This window comes from Catalinimonas alkaloidigena, from assembly GCF_029504655.1.
Lineage (GTDB): Bacteria > Bacteroidota > Bacteroidia > Cytophagales > Cyclobacteriaceae > Catalinimonas > Catalinimonas alkaloidigena.
Genome location: NZ_JAQFIL010000001.1, coordinates 7,459,194 through 7,477,065, shown reverse-complemented (window position 1 = coordinate 7,477,065; position 17,872 = coordinate 7,459,194). Strand labels below are relative to the sequence as shown.

General features: G+C 41.8%; 19 protein-coding genes. 7 read left to right on the top strand and 12 right to left on the bottom strand.

Translation table 11 applies throughout. The features are described from left to right. Positions 1-6 precede the first annotated feature (6 nt). The 8 genes from OKW21_RS30430 to OKW21_RS30395 all read right to left on the bottom strand — a co-directional run bounded on the left by OKW21_RS30430 (position 7) and on the right by OKW21_RS30395 (position 5,944). Complete coding sequence (locus tag OKW21_RS30430) at positions 7-549, bottom strand: NUMOD4 domain-containing protein (protein WP_277487152.1); 543 nt, start codon at positions 547-549, stop codon at positions 7-9. A gap of 77 nt (positions 550-626) precedes the next feature. Continuing rightward, entirely contained in the window at positions 627-1,235 is a 609-nt protein-coding gene (gene coaE / locus OKW21_RS30425; RefSeq protein WP_277487150.1) for a dephospho-CoA kinase, read from the bottom strand. After that, on the bottom strand, positions 1,225-2,169 hold the full coding sequence (locus OKW21_RS30420; protein WP_277487148.1) for a YbbR-like domain-containing protein: 945 nt from the start codon (positions 2,167-2,169) through the stop codon (positions 1,225-1,227). Before OKW21_RS30420 ends, coaE begins: the two co-directional genes overlap by 11 nt. 49 nt (positions 2,170-2,218) lie before the next feature. Beyond that, a complete protein-coding gene (gene yajC, locus OKW21_RS30415) occupies positions 2,219-2,536 on the bottom strand; it encodes a preprotein translocase subunit YajC (RefSeq protein ID WP_277487147.1) in 318 nt (105 codons plus the stop codon). Positions 2,537-2,558: 22 nt separating this feature from the next. Further along, positions 2,559-3,113, bottom strand: a complete 555-nt coding sequence (locus OKW21_RS30410) for a DUF1573 domain-containing protein (protein WP_277487146.1) — start codon at positions 3,111-3,113, stop codon at positions 2,559-2,561. Between the two features lie 40 nt (positions 3,114-3,153). Further along, positions 3,154-3,450: a YtxH domain-containing protein gene (locus tag OKW21_RS30405; RefSeq protein WP_277487144.1), complete on the bottom strand. Its 297-nt coding sequence runs from the start codon at positions 3,448-3,450 to the stop codon at positions 3,154-3,156. A gap of 117 nt (positions 3,451-3,567) precedes the next feature. Next, positions 3,568-4,734: a transcription antitermination factor NusB gene (gene nusB / locus OKW21_RS30400; protein ID WP_277487142.1), complete on the bottom strand. Its 1,167-nt coding sequence runs from the start codon at positions 4,732-4,734 to the stop codon at positions 3,568-3,570. 91 nt (positions 4,735-4,825) lie between these two features. Continuing rightward, positions 4,826-5,944 (bottom strand): Glu/Leu/Phe/Val family dehydrogenase, encoded by a 1,119-nt coding sequence (locus OKW21_RS30395; protein ID WP_338130104.1) that lies wholly within the window; start codon positions 5,942-5,944, stop codon positions 4,826-4,828. A gap of 156 nt (positions 5,945-6,100) precedes the next feature. Between OKW21_RS30395 and OKW21_RS30390 the strand changes: the two genes are divergently transcribed. From OKW21_RS30390 to OKW21_RS30380, 3 genes are all read left to right on the top strand, one after another. Further along, complete coding sequence (locus OKW21_RS30390; protein WP_277487140.1) at positions 6,101-7,903, top strand: ABC transporter ATP-binding protein; 1,803 nt, start codon at positions 6,101-6,103, stop codon at positions 7,901-7,903. Positions 7,904-7,997: 94 nt separating this feature from the next. Next, entirely contained in the window at positions 7,998-8,807 is an 810-nt protein-coding gene (locus OKW21_RS30385; RefSeq protein ID WP_277487138.1) for a 4Fe-4S dicluster domain-containing protein, read from the top strand. Between the two features lie 3 nt (positions 8,808-8,810). Continuing rightward, positions 8,811-9,335: an NADH-quinone oxidoreductase subunit J family protein gene (locus tag OKW21_RS30380; RefSeq protein ID WP_277487136.1), complete on the top strand. Its 525-nt coding sequence runs from the start codon at positions 8,811-8,813 to the stop codon at positions 9,333-9,335. On the opposite strand, the gene OKW21_RS30375 is transcribed toward OKW21_RS30380, so the two are convergent. Then, entirely contained in the window at positions 9,332-12,208 is a 2,877-nt protein-coding gene (locus OKW21_RS30375; protein WP_277487135.1) for a putative LPS assembly protein LptD, read from the bottom strand. The genes OKW21_RS30380 and OKW21_RS30375 overlap by 4 nt on opposite strands. A 76-nt stretch (positions 12,209-12,284) precedes the next feature. Here OKW21_RS30375 and OKW21_RS30370 point away from each other — a divergent pair, with 76 nt between their 5' ends. From OKW21_RS30370 to OKW21_RS30355, 4 genes are all read left to right on the top strand, one after another. Further along, positions 12,285-13,070 (top strand): N-acetylmuramoyl-L-alanine amidase family protein, encoded by a 786-nt coding sequence (locus tag OKW21_RS30370; protein ID WP_277487133.1) that lies wholly within the window; start codon positions 12,285-12,287, stop codon positions 13,068-13,070. Between the two features lie 96 nt (positions 13,071-13,166). After that, on the top strand, positions 13,167-14,090 hold the full coding sequence (locus tag OKW21_RS30365) for an MlaD family protein (protein WP_277487131.1): 924 nt from the start codon (positions 13,167-13,169) through the stop codon (positions 14,088-14,090). A gap of 45 nt (positions 14,091-14,135) precedes the next feature. Continuing rightward, a complete protein-coding gene (locus tag OKW21_RS30360) occupies positions 14,136-14,993 on the top strand; it encodes a transglutaminase-like domain-containing protein (RefSeq protein ID WP_277487129.1) in 858 nt (285 codons plus the stop codon). Between the two features lie 243 nt (positions 14,994-15,236). Then, on the top strand, positions 15,237-15,620 hold the full coding sequence (locus tag OKW21_RS30355) for a hypothetical protein (protein ID WP_277487128.1): 384 nt from the start codon (positions 15,237-15,239) through the stop codon (positions 15,618-15,620). 33 nt (positions 15,621-15,653) lie between these two features. On the opposite strand, the gene OKW21_RS30350 is transcribed toward OKW21_RS30355, so the two are convergent. Genes OKW21_RS30350 through OKW21_RS30340 form a run of 3 tightly spaced genes read right to left on the bottom strand, consistent with a single transcriptional unit; the run spans position 15,654 to position 17,799 of the window. Beyond that, positions 15,654-16,055 (bottom strand): hypothetical protein, encoded by a 402-nt coding sequence (locus tag OKW21_RS30350; protein WP_277487127.1) that lies wholly within the window; start codon positions 16,053-16,055, stop codon positions 15,654-15,656. Beyond that, entirely contained in the window at positions 16,052-16,810 is a 759-nt protein-coding gene (gene lipB, locus OKW21_RS30345; protein WP_277487124.1) for a lipoyl(octanoyl) transferase LipB, read from the bottom strand. The genes OKW21_RS30350 and lipB overlap by 4 nt, the downstream gene beginning before the upstream one ends. Positions 16,811-16,815: 5 nt before the next feature. Then, positions 16,816-17,799 (bottom strand): type I phosphomannose isomerase catalytic subunit, encoded by a 984-nt coding sequence (locus OKW21_RS30340; RefSeq protein WP_277487122.1) that lies wholly within the window; start codon positions 17,797-17,799, stop codon positions 16,816-16,818. Positions 17,800-17,872 lie beyond the last annotated feature (73 nt).

Below are 17,872 nucleotides of genomic sequence, written 5' to 3'. Positions count from 1 at the left end.
ATCTCATCAGATGGTAACATTCCCCCAGTTCTCACCCGATCTTATTCTGTTCAATTGGGTATGTGTAATATTAAAGCGCTTAGCGATCATGCTCAGCCTTGTTTTATTACTCTTCAATAACCGTTTGATTACTCTTACATCTGACTCAGTAAGTTTATAACCTGTAGTCCTACTGCGTAATATTGCCGGATTGCTATTGTTATGTTTGGTCAGTTCTTCCTCGGTCATCCATTTCAGGTTATACCTACTATTATTCTTCTTATCATAATCCAGGTGAACCACATATCGATGATCATCGCTCTGACGGGGCAGGAAAGCCATGGCTACTAACCTATGGATGTAATGGGTCTGTGAAACTTTTTTTCCTAACCTTACCATTACAGAAAGGTAGCCATTTACGTCTGACCCTTTCATGATGCGTCCTTTCTTTTTATCAACAGCATAACTTTTCACCCTGCCATGACTGGAAACCTCATAAAGGGCATGAGGCAATTCTGTTTCGAAGTCTATTTCTTTCCAGACCTCGTTTCTATACCGGTCTAAACTCATGATTAAAAATTTAGTAGTTAAAAAATGTAATTGTGGCGAGTAAAAATTATATCGATAAGAGCTTGAGTTTAAGGTTCTCAGTATGATATTTTAAGCAAATGTTTATGAATTTTAATTACTTCAGGAAGCACCAGTTCCTTCTCATTATTTTTGATTGTAAAGTCTGCTAACTCCTCTCTTTGTTTATCAGACCATTGTTTAGCCATAATAGCTTCTAGTTGCTCCTTACTTCTGTGTATATCTCTAAGCAAAACTCTCTGTATTCGTAGCGCTTTCGGAGCACTTACATTGATAATTTTATCAAGCTGTCTGTAACTACCTGTTTCAAAAAGTAAAGCTGCTTCTTTCAATACGTAGGGGCTAGCACTACAACTGGCTCGCCATTTGTCAAAATCAGCACCCACTCTGGGATGAACTAAAGCATTTAGCTGCTGCCTTCTCTCTTCATCAGTAAAAATAGTATTGGCCAGATAAGAACGATTGAGCTTTCCCTCCTGGTCATATGCTTCCTCACCAAATTGCTGAATAATTTGATTTTTAAGAAGATCATCATGGGACAGAAGCCACTTAGCACGTTCATCTGACGAATAAACAGGTACTCCCAGTACTAAAAAAATTTTACAGATCAGGCTTTTTCCAGATCCAATTCCTCCGGTAATTCCCACCGAAAAAAAATTATTGCACATGCTCTACTCTCAACTTAGAGGGACTTATAGCTATATTTTTTGCAAATTCGGGATATGTCCTAAGGACCGGAGTTAACGTACTATCCTTTGTATTCAATGTACGTAAATTTGCTACTACTTCAAAGTCAAACTCTTTAATTAAGTCTAAATACTCATTCTGTATCCAGAAAGTTACATCAACACGGTTAGGTGATAGTCGCAATGAAGAATCTGCAGGAAAGTCAATAGTTGTCACTGCTACACTACGGGTAAGAAGGTCAAAAGGCGCTACTCTGAACTCAACTTCTATTTCTTCAGGGGTTACTCTCACTAAATCAGAAGTACTATATTCCAAAGAGACAATTTGCTTGTAGTCTGCCCTCACTTCTGATTCAGAATTAGGCAAACTGATATACAAAGTGTCTCCTATGTCCTGCAAAATTGTGCTGGGGCCTTTTAGGATAGCACGCCTGGTGGAGAGGACCACAGGAGAAACCAGTTGATATGAATCCCCCAGATGAATTGAAGATGAGTCTAATGTAAGCATGACTTCTTTTTCGGCAGCCTCATCAATATTAATGAATAACGTATCTGTCACCACATAATCAAGCCGCACATCACCAAGCTGTTCAGCGAGCTGCTGAGAAAGTGATTGCCCAGTAATATATTTAGTGCTCACCGGATCTTCCAGGGGAACCTCTATGGGAGGGGTATCAAATAACAGTGTTTTACGCAGTAAATTCCACCCACCTCCACTTACTTCTATAAGTATATTTTCTGGCAGTGAACTGAGCACATAGGTACTGTCCTGATCATAGTTGAAAGTGAGTGGATACTCTATTCGGGTAGTATAGTCAGTTTTATTCAGGGCACTAAAAAACCAGAAGGTAGTAGCTGCCAGAAGGCAAAGCGTTACTACCTTTAGTTTATCTTTGTTGGAAGGAAAAAACTGCACAAACTGGCGCAGTTTTTCTTTAATATTTATTCTGCCCCGGCTCACAGGATCAGGAATTCGTTGCGTACTTCTTACTAGATTCTAGTGAGATAGAGCTTTTCTCAAATTTGATTTTGGCTCCTCGATCTACTTCTAATATAAAGGTATCATCTTCTACGCTGATGACTTTTCCGTGCACGCCACCAACAGTCACCACCATATCCCCTTTCTTCACTGCACTTATAAAATTGCGCTGGTCTTTTTGTTTTTTCTGTTGGGGACGAATCATAAAAAAGTAGAAAATTAAGGCAATACCTCCAATGAGAATTAAGTTGCCGATAAGGCCACCTTGTCCTTCGGTGGCCTGTAATAGGATGGATGTTAGCATATTTTTTTAAAAATTACTCTATCTATTTTCTGACAGGGCCTGCTGCCTGCTCGCCCTTAGGCATTACATTACTCTTAATTGTCAGCCTGGTGATTGTAGGATTGGTATTCGCGGTAATGCTCACCGTTTTGTTTTGTACACCCGGTTTGTTAGCACTGTTAAACTTCACCTGAATTTCACCACTCTCACCAGGAGCTACCGGCTCACGGGGATAGCTAGGCACTGTACATCCGCATGAAGCAGAAGCACTCTGAATGACTAAAGGCGCCTCACCAGTGTTAGTAAATTTAAAAACATGCTCTACCACATCTCCTTCAGTAATAGAACCGAAGTCGTAAGAGCTCTCTTCAAACTCAAACGCAGGGGCATCACCTTGGGGAGCATTGTTTTCAGGCTGGCTTATTTGTTTGGTAAGTGAAGCCGTTTTGGATGCGGAGGCAGGATTATTGGATTCAAGCTCAGCGACTCTTTGCTCCAGGTCAGCTACTTTCTCTTCTAATGCAGCATTATTGCAGGACGTAAGCATTAGTCCCGCTGAGAAAAAAGCTAATACGCCAATTTTCATTCTTTTCATCATGATTGTATTTATGTATGGAAACAGTATTAACAGATATTAATTACTTTTTAATCTGACCAAGCAGATTATCAACATCATCCAAAAGTTGTTTGGCTTTTTCTCTGGCATCGTTGATGACGCGCTCGCCATCAGACTTAGCCACACTCTCAGGAAATTGTTCCTTAGAACGAACCAGGTCAGATAACAGTTCCTCCAGCTTTCCTTTATACTTCTCCAACCTAAATGTTACTCTGTCTCTGGTGTTAATACCCGAATCAGGGGCATACAAAATCCCTACAAGTGTACCGGCTAGCAAACCAGAAAAAAACACCAACAAACTACTACCCGTTTTGCTCATGATTATTTTATTTTATTTAAATCTATCTACTTCAAATTTACATAAAATTACAAAGGACTTTTCATCCTTGCCAACGATTATGACGCTATTAATACGCTAATATGGTATAAATATTACCTATTGGTTATCGATAAGGCCTCTTCCACTTTTACGGATCATATTTCTTTCCTGCAGCTCCTGAGCGATTACGTCCAGCATACCATTTACAAACTGCTTGCTCTTATGCGTACTGTAATTTTTAGAAAGGTCTATATATTCGTTTATGGTAACCTTAACCGGAATGCTTCTGAAGTGAACCATCTCCGCTATTGCCATTTTGATGACAATGCTATCCAGGTTTGCGATCCGTTCTACCGCCCAGTTTTTTGATTTCTCTTTGATCAACTGCTCATATTCCAGGTCATTTTTGATAGTTACTTTATATAATTCTATCAAAAAGTCTCTGTCCTCTTCCCAGTTAGGCGTAAGCTCTACGATCTCCATATGCTCTGCATCAGCACCAACTGACTTCACACTTTTGTTGACCATACTCTTGATCGCCTTGCTATTTTCTGCCCAGTTAATATCACTCTCTTCAAACACATTAATAATAGGCTCACTCTTCAGCATGACATTATTAACGATATAGCGTACGATGCTTATATCTTCCTCCAGACTAGGCTGCTCCAGAAGCTGATATTTCTTAAACTCTTCATCTGTTTTGATATTGTTCTTATACCACTGCCGGATCTCTACAGTATAAGCATTCCAATTGAGCTTTCTTTCTTCAAGCTGCTGATGCAAAGGCTGGCTATCTCTAATTGCCTGAATCACTTTATTTAAATAAAAGTTGGTCTGTACATCTTTCATCTGGGGCTGCGCAGTGAAGGTGTGTTGCTTCCGTTGATCACGATGCGATTCTTCTGACAACTCCAGCAGTAAAAGTAGAAACAAACGGTAATGGTCGGCAATCCTTTCAGTTGCGCTTAACATCTGGTTAAGCAAAAACTCTTCGTCTTTACGGCACTGCTTTTCATATTGGCGGATAGCCTCCTTCGCTACTTTTTGATGTTTTTCCTCAGCTTCTCGCAGAGGCTTATGCTGAAAATAGTCTTCCAGCAGTTGAGTTGCGATTTTCCTCTCCTCTGCAAGCTTATGCTTGTCCTGCACCTCCATAGAGTTAAGGTCCGGCTCATAAGCATCCTGTACATACTGAAATGCCAGCTCATAGTTAGAGCGTTGACATTGCTTATAAGCATATACATGTTGCATCGCTTTAGCTCTTAAAATTCTTCTGTTTAGCATGATCTTATTTGATAATACGCGAGTAGCTGACTAGTAACAACGAACAAACACAAAAAATTTACTTTTTTGAAAAGTTTAGTGAGTCAGTTTATTAAAACGTCTGATTTAACTGACCTACGGCAGCGATTCTCTGCTCTGCCATTTGCATAGCTACAAACTGCGCATTCCTATTATGTGCGGAAGCTTCTTTTAGTACCTCCAGGCATCTATCGTATATTGTTTCTGCCTTCTCGTACAGATAATCTTTATGAAATTCACCAAAATATTCTGCTGCTACTGCCATAATTCCCCCTGCGTTTACTAAAAAATCAGGAGCATAAACAATTCCCTTATCCACCAGCATCTGTCCATGTCTATGTTCATCTTCCAGCTGATTATTGGCTCCACCAGCTATGGCCTGACATCTGAGTAAAGGAATACTATGGTCGTTGAGAGTAGCTCCTAATGCACAGGGCGCATAAATATCGGTTTCAATATCAAAAATATGTTCATAGTTTACTACCTGTGCTCCATATTCACGAGAGGCCGTTTGCAACCTTTTCTCTTCTACATCAGAGACAAAAACTTCACAACTTTCTTTGGTAAGGTACTCCACCAGTTTCATGCCTACAGCACCTACACCCTGCACCATCACTTTCTTTTTTTCCAGAGCATCACTGCCAAAAGCTTGCTTGGCAGCGGCCTTTATTCCCATATATACCCCGAAGGCTGTGATAAGCGAAGATGAGCCCCCGCCCCCCAGAGTCTCAGGGAGACCGGTAACATGTGAGGTTTCCATATGGATATATTCCAGGTCGCGGGTACTGATATTTACATCTCCGGCAGTTACATATTTGCCGCTCAGGCTTTCTATAAATTTGCCGAAGCGACGCAGATACACTTCGGATTTCAGCTTTTTAGCATCTCCGATCAGCACAGCCTTGCCTCCCCCTACGTTAAGTCCTGAAATAGCTGACTTATAGGTCATTCCCCGTGACAGACGTAATGCGTCTATTATACCTTCTTCGTGGGTAGCATAATTCCACATACGAGTACCGCCCATTGCAGGGCCAAGCACAGTAGAATGAATGCCGATCACCGCTTTAAGACCCGTTGCCTCATCATAACATTGTACCAACTGCTCGTGTCCGTATTGAGCCATTATCTCAAATACATCAAGCGGTTTGCTTTTTGAATTCTCCAATACACTTTCTACTGTTTTTACTTTCATTATTCTTGCACGCTGCTTAAAAATTGTGGAGGTTTCAGTCTTAAAAATTTACAGTCCTGCTTGAAAAGCATTACAAAAGTAGATTTTTTTCAGAAGTATACCAATTTACAATTCTGATCAAAGAACCATTTACTAAGGAAACCGTTGTAACAAAAAGTGAAAGAACTCAGCTACTTAAATAAGTATCTGCTCAAGTATAAGTTTAGGCTTTTACTGGGCTTACTCTTCATCATCATATCCAATGTATTTGCAATCATTCCTGCCCAGATTGTTAGAAGGTCCATCAATCTTGTAGAGGAAAACATTGCATTGTTTAAGGTATATGAAGGCCTTGAGCTACAAGATCTCATCTACGATATTTTCGCCGGTAGTATATTGGTGTATGGGATAGCTATATTGGTGCTGGCCCTGCTCAAAGGTTTCTTTACTTTTCTCACCCGACAAACAGTCATCGTAGTATCACGCTTCATTGAGTTTGATCTTAAAAATGAAGTTTACGAGCACTATCAATCTTTACCTACCAGCTTTTACCGCAGGAACAACACGGGAGATCTGATGGCACGCATTTCTGAGGATGTCTCTAAAGTACGTATGTATCTGGGGCCGGGAATTATGTATGGCTTAAATCTTTTTACGCTTTTTGCTATTCTGATTCCTTATATGTTTTCGGTCAACGTACGGCTTACGCTTTATACATTGATTCCTTTACCGATTCTTTCGCTTAGCATTTATTACGTCAACAATATTATCAACCGGCGCTCTGAGGAAATACAACGCAGCCTTTCTGAATTATCCACTTATGTACAGGAAGCTTTCTCGGGCATTCGAGTTATCAAATCATTTGTGAGGGAAGAAGATTCTGCCAACACTTTTATAAATGCTAGTAACGATTATAAAGACAAGTCTATCAAATTAACATTTGTAAATGCTCTCTTCATTCCGTTGATCGTCGCTTTGATCGGCTTAAGTTCTGTAATTACAGTGTTCATCGGAGGGGCAGAAGTGATCAAAGGAGCCATATCTCCCGGGGTAATTGCCGAGTTTATCATTTATGTGAATATGCTTACCTGGCCTGTCACCTCACTGGGCTGGATTACCAGTATTATCCAGCGTGCGGCGGCTTCGCAAAAGCGCATCAACGAATTTTTGCACACAAAGAATGACATCTTATCCGGAGAGGTGGAAAAAGAAATTAAAGGAGATGTTGCCCTTAAAAATGTTTCTTTTGTCTATCCAGACTCAGGGATAAAAGCTTTAAAAAATATCTCCTTTGACGTTAAAGCCGGTCAGTCTATCGCAATTGTGGGCACAACCGGATCTGGCAAAAGCACTATTGCCAATGTTATTCCCCGTATGTACGACATACATGAAGGGGCGATTACCATTGATGGTGTCAACATCAAAAATTACGACTTGCATACCCTGCGCAGCCAGATAGGCTATGTACCACAAGATGTATTTCTTTTCTCAGATACTATATATAACAATATCACATTCGGATCGGTAGGTATTACTGAGCAGCAGGTGGAAGAGGCTGCTTACAATGCTGACCTGAAAAATACGATTGAAGATTTTCCGGGAGGCTTCGGCACCAAGCTTGGGGAGCGTGGAATTACACTTTCCGGCGGACAGAAACAAAGAGTTTCTATTGCACGGGCCATCGCCCGTGACCCTAAAATTCTGGTGCTGGACGACTGCCTCTCGGCTGTGGATACTAAAACCGAAAACACTATCCTGACCAGCCTGAAAGATATTATGCAGGGCAGGACTACCATCATCATTTCTCACCGGGTATCTTCTGCCAAGCTGGCTGATAAAATCGTGGTACTGGATGATGGCGAAATTGTAGAAGAAGGCACCAACGAATCATTGCTCAGCCGGGATGGTTTCTATAAGAACCTGTATGACAAACAAATGCAGGCCGATGAAGCCGAAAAGAAGGCACGATCTCTCAGCTAATTTTGTAATCATCTGTAACATGGCTAATATTGTCATTGGCTATCGTTAAATCTCGTTACAGAGTATATTTTTAGTAGAAGTTGATCAGATTTGTATGTCACACCAAGGTGCAAATAATACATACTGGGGAAATATTAAGGAAGGTGTCAGCTCACTTTTGGGCGGGCTGAGGCTATCGTTTAAGCATTTGATGGATGCACGTAAGCATCGTGAGCCTATTGGTGTCGAGGATGCGCATTATTTTGATCAGGATCATGGGATTGTCACGCTACAATATCCTCATGAGACCATACCCGTACCTGACAATGGGCGTTACAAGCTTCACAATGAAATTGAGGATTGTATCGTCTGTGATAAATGCGCAAAAATCTGCCCCGTTGATTGTATAGAAATTGAGCCTATCCGTGCGGTAGAAGAAATAGGGAAGACTTCTGACGGTTCCTCTAAGCGCCTCTATCCGGCTAAGTTTGACATTGATATGGCTAAGTGCTGCTTCTGCGGCCTGTGTACCACCGTATGCCCTACCGAATGCCTTACCATGACCAAAGAGTATGACTTTAGCGAGTTTGATGTAGCTGATCATAATTTTGAATTCTCCAACATGACGCCTTTGGAAATACTGGAGAAGAAAAAAGAGCTGGAAGAATTTATGGCGCAGAAAGAAAAGGCGAAGGCCGAAGCGGCAGCAAAAAAAGCCGCACAGGGAGATAGTGCTGGTACAGCTAAGCCTAAGCCCAGTATCAAACCGAAGGCCAGCTATAAGCCAAAAGCAGGGATGATGAAACCCAAAATCAAACCTAAGAGCAAGGAGAGTGACCCACAGGAGATGGCAAAAAAAATCATGGAGGAGAAGAAAAAAAATAAGCCTAATGATGATTCCAGCCAGTCTCAATCAGATGAATAGCCGATGAGCATAGCACAGATCATATTCTATATTTTCGCAGGGATCACTGTCATCAGTGCACTGATGATTCTTTTTACCCGTAATGTCCTCTACTCAGCTTTTTTGCTGATTGTTACATTTCTGGGCGTAGCAGCGATTTACGTTTTTGCCGGAGCCGATTTTCTGGCCATTACCCAGATTCTGGTATATGTGGGTGGAATACTCGTGCTCATGATCTTTGGAGTCATGCTTACCAATAAGATCTCAGGTCAGGCGGTAATGACTGAGGGGCAGCATCATTTCTGGGCAGCGCTGATAGGGCTTTCACTTTTCGGCTTACTTTCTTATACCATTTTGCAGGTCAACTTTTCTTCTTTAGCCTGGATACAAGCGGCCCGTAATGCAAATGAACAGGTGCAAGAATCTACTATCCAGCGTTTAGGTATACTCCTTATGTCAGATTTTGTGCTTCCCTTTGAGCTGGCGGGAGTGCTCTTGCTGATAGCCCTGATAGGAGCGGCCTTTATTGCCAAAAGGCAGTTGGACTAGAAATCCTGCCAGGCCCTTCTTCTCTGCAGTTTCAGGTCACTTAGCATGGCCGACTTCACATTGATCTGTACATGATAGGAGGTAAACCTTCCGAAAGGCACCCAGTTGAATTGGAAATCAAAACAGCCCAGATCGCGAAACACATCAATACTGGTTTGGGTAATCTCCTGATTGACAAAGTCAAAACCTGAGTTAAACTGTACCTTCCACTTGGGAGCGATGCTCACATCGCCGGAGAACATCACTGACTGTCTGATTTTATCATCTTCGCCTTCAATCAGCATCCGGCGGGGATCATTGGTATAGCTCAGGTTATAACGCAGCCGTATGCTCCAGGGAATGTCAAAATCCACATAATCGCTACGGTTCCGGTTAATATAATCCAGTTCATCCGCGGTCACGTCCGCCTCTTCTTCTTCTTTTTGTTTGTCTTTTTCTTTCTGCTTGGGCTGAAAATTGGTGCTCAAAGCCAGGCTTGCCCGGGTGATTGTGCCTATGCCACGCCTAATATCACCTAATAAGCCTGCCTCTTCATATTCAGCATAAGTATCTCCGGCCATACGTTCTGAGAGAGATTGCCAGGCATAGATATCGGTTCGGGTAAAATTTCTGTATATCTTTAAATTACTCCCACTCCCCACCGAATCTATCGGTTCAAAAGTATCTGGAATATAAGAGTACGGGTCCATAGACATGGAAGCGTTGATGCTCACCTTATTGTCAAACAGGCGGGTACGGCCGGATACATTGAGCGGAGCCAGCTTGAAAGAGTCGGCGATCAGGTTATAACTGGTACTCAAAGACAAGCTCTCAAAGATCGGAATCTTACGGGTGGCACTGGCCTCTTCGGTCGTATCTTTGTCATTACGCACCTTCATTTCCAGGTTATTATTTAGTGAAAAGCCAACAGAACCACTCTTGCCGGGCGAAGGCGCACCGTAAATAAATCCATCATAAATAGATACTAATTTCAAATTTCTGTCATAACCCGTATTAGGATCATAAAGTGGGTCATCATCTAACCTAACTTCTTGATAATAACCATATCTTTCTTCAGAAAAGTCTGGGCGATAACTCACACTTACCGAAGGGATTACGGTATGACGGATCGCCTGCAGTTTTTCTCCTCTAAAGTTAAAAAGCCCATAGAAGCGGGTATTCACCGAGGTGCTGGCATTCCAGGAAGAAGCCCGCGAAAAACCGGGAACTTCATTGATAATCACTCTACCGGGAATCGTCTCATCATCATAATCATATTCTTTCAGGTACCACAGCTCCTCATAATTAAATGATGGTGATACGGTGAAGTAATTGAAAACATTGAAAGATGTAGATATCGGTATGGAATGTTCAAAACCTGTCTGGGTACGGTCCAAAATAGCCGAGAGGTTATCGCCGTTGATCGCTAATACACTATCAGCCAAAGGATCACGATTGGCAATGATATCTGAAGGAATACCACTGGGAGCCCGTACTGCTTCGTTGGTAAACTGGTTTCGCCCTGACATTCTGTACCCTACGTTCACCTTACTGAGCCAACTGCTACGGGAGGTCACCACATTTTTGAAAGGGTAGATACGGTTCATATTCAATGAGATCTCGGGCAGGATCACATTGACCACTTCTGTAACCAAATTCTGGTTATGGCGGAAACTCATGGCCAGGTTAAAAGGCGTATTGCGAAAAGCAGTAGAATATGTTACGGTAGAGCTTAGCGTAGTTCTTAAATTAGCCTCAACATTAGTTGTTGGATTGTTCTGAATATAGGAGCTGGTAGCGATATTAACTGAGGCGGAGAAGCGGCTATTGCCTCTGGACTGGGGCGTATGCCGGAAGTTAAGCCGAAAGTCATTCGCCTCCTCCGGGCTGGCACCATCCGGATCAATAAGTTGGCGGTTGTACTGAAAGTTCAACCCTCCGTTATAAGCATATCTTTTGCGATAGTCTGAAATGATAGAAAAGCCGTAGCTTCCTTTGGAATAGATATCCCCCAGAAGCGTCAGGTTCACATAATCATTGATATCAAAGTAATAACCTCCATTTTTTAGGAAAAAGCCCCTTCTTCTTTCTTCTCCGTAGGTGGGTATAATGATACCGGAGTTTTGCCTTCTGGGCATGGGAAAAATTCCGAATGGCAAACCCAAAGGAGTAGGAATATCTGTGATTACCAGATTGAATGGCCCTGCTACTACCAGTTCGCCGGGTACCACTTTGAGCTTCCGGGACCTTATGTACAGATCGGGTGTTTCTCCCGGCTCACAGTCGCATGGGGTATACCAGCCTTTACTGATGAATACTTCGTCATTCTCATTCTTCTTTACCTTTTCGCCATATACATAGCCCTCTGCTTCCTGGGGGCGGGTCAGCACACCGGAGATATAGGCTTTGCGTGTCTTGAAATTATAGCGGATTGTTTCAGTTTGGTATTCTTCAGGTCCATCAGTAAAAATAGGTTGACCTACAACTTTTCCTGTAGAGTCAGGCATGCCTTTTGCCGTAAGCATATTATTGACCCAGTCAAGTTCTACATAGTCGGCAGCCAGTTTAATTTCACCATAATCAATTTCCGCATTGCCATATAGGTAGATTTTCCTGTTAACAACATCAAAAAATATAGAGTCTTCAGCATTATAATTGACTGTGGTTTCAATATCTCCCTGCGCTTGGGAACTATCAATAGCCACTGTAGTTGTTGTATCGTTAACAGGCAGGTTATCATTAGGTATAGTATCCGGAGGTATGGTGTCTAATACAGATGGGGACAGTATACCCGTAGTATCTGACTGAAAAGGTCTTTCGCCCTCCTGAGCGGACAAATCAGGAAAGAGGAAAAATAATATTGAAAGGCTACATACGTATTTTAAATAAGTCAACTGGTATTTCAGTTTTTAATAAAATGTATCAACTTTGTGCAAAGTTATTGTTTGTTTATCTAACAACCGTAGCTCAGTGAAAAATATTATCTTAATCAGTTGTTTTTCGCTCTTATTGGTAGCTACTACTTTCAATACTGCAGGCGTTAAGCAATACCGTGTCAAAAGAGTAGTCATTGATCCGGGGCATGGCGGCAAAGATCCGGGAACCCACGGCCTTATTTCTAAAGAAAAAGACGTAGTACTCAATATCGCACATCACCTGGGTCGCATCATTAAGGAAAACATGGACGATGTAGAAGTCATCTTTACGCGTAAAGATGATAGCTTTCCTTCATTGGAAGAACGTGCTGCAATAGCTAATAAAAATGATGCGGATATTTTTATTTCCATACATGCCAATGCGCTTCCTCCGGGCCACGAAAATATTCATGGTACTGAAAGCTATGTAATGGGAGCTCATACGCGCGAAGGAAACCTGGAAGTTGCCAAACGTGAGAACTCCGTGATCCTGATGGAAGAAAACTACGAGGAGCGTTACGAAGGGTTTGACCCACTATCACCCGAATCTCATATTCTTTTTTCTCTATACCAAGGCGCCTATCTAAACAATAGCCTCCGCTTAGCAGATAAGATAGAGAGACAATTTAAAGAACGGGTGGGCCGCCGTAGCCGGGGCGTAAAACAAGCCGGTTTTTGGGTATTATGGCGTACCTCTATGCCTAGTGTACTGGTTGAAGTAGGATATTTGACCAATCCTAAAGAAGAGAAATACCTGAATGACAGGCTGGGACAAGTTTATATCGCCTCAGGTATTTATCGTGCGCTTAGAGATTATAAGGAAGAAATAGAATCCCTTTAAGAAATATCCCGTTATTTATGATTGTGGCCTGCTGATTTACAACGGGCTGGTTGCAAATCGCGACCTAAGATTAATACTAACCAATAATTTTTTTTAGTGAAAATTTCTAAAGAAGTCAAAGTAGGCACCTTAGCAGTAATAGCAGGAGCAATACTCTATTTTGGAATCCGATTTTTAAAAGGGACTGAAGTATTATCTACCAACGATACCTACTATGTAGTCTATGAAAATATTGATGGCCTTACATCCTCTAACCCAGTACTTATCAATGGGCTTCCGATAGGCTATGTAGATAAAATAGACCTGCTACAGCAGAGAGGGAATAAGCTGCTGGTTACGCTTAAGCTTGATGAAAAAGTGATTGTGGGCAGTACTGCTACTGCTGTTCTGACCACCAGCGACCTTCTGGGAGGTAAAGCCATCATTCTGAACACCGGGGATATCAGTCAGCCTCTACAGGAGGGGGACACCCTTATCGCGGAGAAAGAGGTGGGCATCGCTGAATTGGTGCAGGCGAAAACCCTGCCTATTGTTGACCAGCTAGACTCTACCATTACCAAGCTTAACTTTATTCTTTCAGCATTTGCACGGGATACGAGTAGCGTGACCAATGCATTGGAAAACGTGGAAGGGATTACGTTTGAAGCTGAATCGTTAATATCAGAAAACCGTCGCAACCTGGGAACTATCGTCTCAAATCTTAGCATACTCTCAGAAACGCTGACTAGCGAAGAGCAGGGTATAGCTCCGCTTATGGCGAAGCTCAATAATCTGGCTGACTCACTTAACCAGATTGAGATACAGTCTACTGTACAAAAATTAGATCAGACATTGGGCAACCTGCAGTCTATCACCCAAAAGATACAGCAAAAAGAAGGTACTATGGGTAAGCTTGTGAACGATGATTCTCTGTACGTAAATTTAAACCAAACAGTAGCGGACCTGGATAGCCTGCTGGTTGACCTGAAGAAAAACCCTAAGCGCTATGTAAGGTTTTCTATATTTGGAGGCAAAGACTAATTTACACGACAATAAACATAAGTAGAGTAAGGCATACACATACCTATGGATAATAAAGAGCTTAAAGCACTTGTTTCATTACTTGATGATGAAGATCAAGAGGTACTGGGACATGTAGAGGAGAAAATTATTTCTTTCGGGGATATCATCATACCCTTTTTGGAAGAAGAGTGGGAAAATAGTTTTAATCCCAATGTTCAGAAACGCATTGAAGATATTATCCATATCCTACAGTTTGAAGCGCTCAAGAAAAGGCTGGAAGAGTGGTTTAAGTCCGAGAAGCAGGATATGTTGGAAGGGATGTGGATTATCGCCACCTATCAATACCCTGACCTCACGCTGGAAGACTTAAAGAAGCAGTTAGAACAAATTTATTACGAAGCCTGGCTGGAATTTAAAACCGATGTTCACCCTTTTGATCAGGTCAAGATTCTCAATAGCGTACTTTTTAGCAAGCTGAAATTCAGCGCCAATACCAAAAACTTTCATGCTCCGGCAAACTCCATGATCAATACTGTGCTGGAGACCAAGAAGGGAAACCCTATTTCACTCTGTGTAATTTATATGCTTGTAGCCCAGAGGCTAAAGCTTCCGGTATATGGAGTAAACTTACCCAGCTTGTTTATTCTTACTTATAAGTCAAAAGAAACTCAGTTTTACATCAATGCCTTCAATCGGGGGTTGATCTTTAGCAAGAATGACATTGATAATTATATAGCACAGCTAAAGCTTCAACCTATTGATATCTTCTATCAGCCTTGTAGTAACCTTGACATCGTACGCCGCATGTTTCGAAACCTGATCGTCTCTTTTGAGAAGTTGGGTGATTATGATAAAGCAGAAGAGATCAAAATTCTGCTGGAAATTATTTTTTCAGAAAACGATCCCGGCTTAAGCATCTAATCTTTACTTATACTCATGAGTCTGGTTAATTTTTTGAGTAGAAGCTGAATATTTTTTTCTAAAACTGACACAGGAGAAGAGCGTTGTCCTCTGAAAAACACCTTAAGTTTCGGGTGAAAACACTGTTTATTAACGATAAGGAGAGGAACTCTTACCTATTATCGCTATTTTATCTTCTAATATGCACACTTAGAATTATCTGGGCGGTATAAGGGATAAAATGTGCAATGAAAAAGCTGAACGATGAAAAAGATAACCCCCTATTTGTTTGCACTACTGCTGATCACCATTTCATTGTACTACACTAAAGAGAATTCTACTAAGCGTCATGTTAGCCTGGAATACACGAGTATCCCTGATGATACATACTCTCATATGTATATTGACAAAAATCATTTAGAAGAGGATGATACCAATCAAAAAAACTTATTTCAAAATGTAAAAAACATTTTGGCCTACTGGAATCTCTCCTGGCATGAAATACAGTATATCAATGGTGTTAATAAGCAGGCGATGGAAGAGTATAAACTGGCAAAAACCCAGGCAGAACGAAATGAGATACTAAAGAAACATCCTCAGTACTTTGTCAAAATCGGACGCCCCTTACTAAACACCTGCACCCGCTAATCAAAAAGGAAGGTACTGTTCCGGAGTTTCAGCCTAGGCATGTAAGACCCCTTCCATCTGTACTGCTTCAATGAAAGAGAAATGATCATTGTGCATACTTTCTGGCATGAAGAGAAATTTCTTATCATACATCTCTCCATCAATATAATAACTTACCCAAAACTGATTGACGAGCCTGAACAAATCGGGCAGAATAGTTTCCACTTTAAAAGACGTTTCCGGTTCTACTTTCTCTACAAAATGACGCAGGGTTGACGTTTTGGTTTCCTTTCCTTTACTGTATCCATCCGAGTTGATTAGTACATTTTCTAAGGCTACAGCATTATCATTGATCAGGTATACAAAGTATTCGTATTCTCTAGTTTCCTGGTTTCTTTGGCGAGTGATCGCCATGCTTACCCCTCTTACTTTAGGAAAATCTATATCTTTCTTCATAGTTCTAATTTTGCCTCGGATGATAGCCGGGACGTATCGGCCTCGAGCTCCATCTCAAAAAGATCTGACAAATGTTGTTTCAGCTTTTCTTCTACTTCCCGTATATTTTGGCGGCCCCCCAGTTCTTTCTCCAGGGAGGTTACTGCTTTATCTTTAATACCACAGGGGACGATATACTCAAAATACTGCAAATCACTGTTAACGTTAAACGCCAAACCGTGCATAGTTACCCAACGGCTGGACTTTACCCCCATCGCACAGATTTTACGAGGGTTCTCCTGTTCCACATGGTCCAGCCATACACCAGTAAGTCCATCAATACGGCCTGCTTCCAACCCATAATCAGCCAGCGTCAGGATCACGGCTTCTTCCAGATAGCGCAGATAACGGTGGATGTCAGTAAAAAAATTATCCAGATCAAGAATCGGATAAGCCACGATCTGCCCTGGCCCATGATAGGTAATATCTCCTCCTCGGTTGATCTTGTAAAATGTTACTTGCCTCTCAGCTAAACCTTGTTCATCCAAAAGCAGGTTTTCTAAATCTCCGCTTTTGCCCAGCGTATACACATGGGGATGCTGGCAGAAAAGTAAATAGTTGGGCGTAACCTTCTGCTCAACTTCAGGAAACTTACGGTTTTCTATTTTGAGCTGAATGGTGTCAGCGAAAAGTTTTTCCTGATAGTCCCAGGCTTCCTGATAATCTATCAGGCCCAGAGGTTGAAATACTACCTTTTTGTTTTGAATAGGGTTCATCTTGCTTACTGCGGTACATAAGACTCCAGCATCTTGAATTTTGAGCTGGTCGTCAGTTTTGTATGCTGTATGCTGGCAGGCACCAGATAAGAATCTCCTTTTTTCACCGAATAACCTTTACCATCGGCGATGATCTCCGCTTCTCCTTCCATACATACGTATATTACAAAAGAATCCAGCCCCTGATAGTTCCTTTCCATCGTTTGATCTGCTTCAATACGGTAAGTCTCAAAATAAGGACAGGACGCCAGCCTGACTGCCTCGTTCAGCTTAGGTTCATATTTCGTTTTGTAGTCATCATAATGCTGATAATCTATGGCATCCAGAGCTTCTTCCACATGCAACTCCCGCTTATTGCCCTGCGCGTCAGTACGATCAAAGTCATAAATACGATAGGTAATATCTGATGTCTGCTGAATCTCTGCCAGCAGTAAACCTTTGCCAATGGTATGTACACGTCCGGCAGGCAGGAAGAAAACATCATCTGCTTTTACCGGCTCCTGGTTTAAAATCTCTGTGAGCTTTCCGGAGTTAAAAGCTTCCAGGTACTTTTCCTTACTCATCGGCTGGTTGAATCCGCTGATCAGTTTAGAGCCTTCATCGGCCTGGAAGATGTACCACATTTCTGTTTTCCCGAATGAATTATGGCGTTGCTTAGCCAGTGCATCATCGGGATGTACCTGTATGGAAAGGTCGTCATTAGCGTCAATGAACTTGACCAATAAAGGAAATTCATCCTGGAACTTTGTATATACTCTTTCTCCTACCAGCTTGCCCTGGTATTGCTGAATCAGTTCTTTCAGGTTTTTACCTGCCAAAGCGCCCTCGGCTACTTCAGAGATATTACCTTCCACACCGGAGATTTCCCAGGTCTCACCGCAGTTGGGCAGCGGACTAAAATCTTTGTCCAGGATGGTTTTAATTTTTTTTCCTCCCCAGATCTTATCTTTGAAAATGGTTCGGAATTTCAGTGGATATAATTTGGTCATTTTTTATGGTGTTAGGGTTCCGTGGTTCTAAGTGTTAGGGTGCGATGGTTCTTGGTATTAAGGAGCGATAGTA